Below are 2,830 nucleotides of genomic sequence, written 5' to 3' on the forward strand. Positions count from 1 at the left end.
CAATCCGATTATTCTCAAAGCCACAAAGGTCATTGGCCAGGATCGCTTCTGCATCGACTAGGCTTCCTGGCAATTCGTTTAAGCCTGAGGTGGGGTCTAGCTGTGGGATGTTGAGTATGACTTGACCGTTGAAGGATGAGCCAAGCTCAGAAGTGGCAGTGATGTCATTGTCTGGAGTTTCACGGTCTCGAAACTCTAAGCCAAAGATGCCTTCGGCAGTAATAGTCACACTACCTCCTCGGCCTTTTTGAGCATTGGCGGTGATGTCGCTATTGCCCAGACCGACTAAGGTATCAGTATCAATAACTATATTGCCCCCAGTTGTTGTATCCTTAGCGTCAGTTATAATATTGCTTCCGTTGAGGAGTCGGATGTCACGGGCATATAGATTAATATTGCTGTTGTCAATATTGCTGTTCTCTCCTGCTGCTGTTTCTGCTGAGATGATTCCATCGTTGTTAAGGAAGATGGAGTTGGCATTAATATCTACCCTGCCTGCTGAACTCCCCGGTTGAGTGCTTTGAGCACTAACAACTGCTCCATCTTCTAGAATTAACTCTCCAGTGGTAATTTTCAACAAATCTCCGGCATTTCCTGTCCCTTGAGCTTCAGTAAACAAGGCGCTGAAAAACTCACCCGAGGCATCAGTACCAATCACTTGAACCTTTTTGTCGGCATCCACAGTCAAATTGCCGCCGTTTCCTTCACCCAAAGTGCGAGCTGAAACAACTGCTCCATCTTCTACAATTAACTCCCCAGTGGTAATACTGACATCTCCCGCTTTTCCTTTCCCAAGAGTTTCAGCAAACAAGGCGCTGCGAATCCCATCGGCTGTCGTACCAATCACTTGAACCCTAGAGGAGGCATCCACTGTCAACTTTCCCCCTTTCCCTTCACCCCTTGTGTCAGTTGAAACTTCTGCTCCATCTTTGACAATTAACTCCCCAGTGGTAATACTGATATCTCCCCCATTTCTTGCCCCAGAAGTTCGAGCCAACAAGTCGCTGGAATACTCACCATCGGCTGACCTACCAATCAATTCAACCTTTTCGGAGGCATCAACTGTCAAATTTCCCCCGTCCCCTTCACCCTCTGTATCAGTTGAAACTTGTGCTCCATCTTCTACAATTAACTCCCCAGTGGTAATACTGATATCTCCCCCATTTCCTGCCCCAAGAGTTTCAGCAAACAAGGAGCTGCGAAAGCCACCATCGGCTCTCGTACCAATCAGTTGAACCCTAGAGGAGGCATCCACAGTCAAATTGCCGCCGTCCCCTTCATCAAATGTGTCAGCTGAAACTTCTGCTCCATCTTTGACAATTAACTCCCCAGTGGTAATACTGACATCTCCCCCTTTTCCTTTCCCAAAAGTTCGAGCCAACAAGTCGCTGGCCAACGTACCATCGGCTGAGTTACCAATCAGTTGAACACTAGAGGAGGCATTCACAGTCAAATTGCCGCCGTCCCCTTCACCCGAAGTGTCAGCCACAACAACTGCTCCATCAGAGATAATTAACTCCCCAGTGGTAATACTGATATCTCCCCCTTTTCCTGCTCCTTCAGTTTCAGTAAACAAAACGGTGCGAAACTCACCATCGGCATCAGTACCAATCAGTTGAACACTAGAGTCGGCATTCACTGTCAAATTTCCCCCCTGTCCTGAGCCAGTTACATTCATACCTATTCGAGAACCACCCTCAAGGCTGAGCTGTGAAGCTCGAACCACTATCCCACCGCCGTTCTGACTTCCCTCAGTATCCGCAAATACATCAGAGCGATCGCCTAAACTCACCTTAGCCCCCTGCACCTGGATACTGCCACCACCTTCCCCACTGGTAGTGACAAAAGCACCCTCAGACAAACTAATATCCTGAAACTGTTGAACTGGTGAATAATCCAACACAAAACTAGTATCCGTTGGTGTCAATTTCACCACATTATTAGAACCAACACTCCCCAGCTCAATGCGTCCATCGGTTGCTGTTAAATTACCACCAGGAATAGTAACCTCACCACCAATTAGCCCTAAGGTTTGACCATTTGGTACCTCAATATCACTAAACTCATTAGTAATACTCCCTGGATTTGAACCATATTGCAACCCAGAGGGAATATTAATCGTTAATAACGGTTGTCCATTCGGATTTAATGCGCTAAATACTGTGCCATCTTCAAACAATACACTATCAGCAGTACTTCCAAAAAATGAGCCTCCCAGATCTAGTCGGCTATTGGGACCAAAGAAAATACCGTTTGGATTGATCACAAATAAGTTAGCATTGCCCAACACTCCCAGAGTACCCAAAATATTGGAAACATTAGCTCCAGTTACCCGACTCAGGATGTTCTCAATTCCAGCAGGATTATCAAAATAAACTCGTCCAAACTCGCCCACATTAAAATCCGAAAAGCTGTGGAAGAGATTGCTTTCTCTAATCGCCCCACCTTCTATCACATCTGCCAGGGCACCCTTAACAGTCACATTGGGCGTTACCACCGAGCTGACCTTCCCCAGGGTATTATCTGGGGTAATTTGCCCTAATGCCGTAGTTGCACCCAGTAGACAACAAAGAACAACGCTACTTGTTTGCACAAGTCGGTAAACCACAGGTTTCATGTTAATTAATGAGCTACCGATTTATCCTATGATTATTTCATAAAATACCTAGCCATTTAATTAAGTTTTATTACGTTATTTTGTAGTTAAAAAAAACTTAATTTTACAAAAAACTAACTAAAAACTGTAGCATTAGCCACAACAGCTGGTTATTTATTTTTAAATAAACGCTGTATCATGTTATGATAATTACCCTGAATAAAACTATCCCCA

At 45.0% G+C, this 2,830-nt stretch carries 1 protein-coding gene; it reads right to left on the reverse strand.

The window, feature by feature from the left end:
* Nucleotides 1-2,497: two-partner secretion domain-containing protein (locus AC4II3_RS32280; protein ID WP_490723033.1), on the reverse strand; the 2,497-nt coding region annotated here is incomplete at its 3' end.
* Between the last annotated feature and the right edge of the window lie 333 nt (nucleotides 2,498-2,830).

The organism is Moorena sp. (assembly GCF_982860115.1).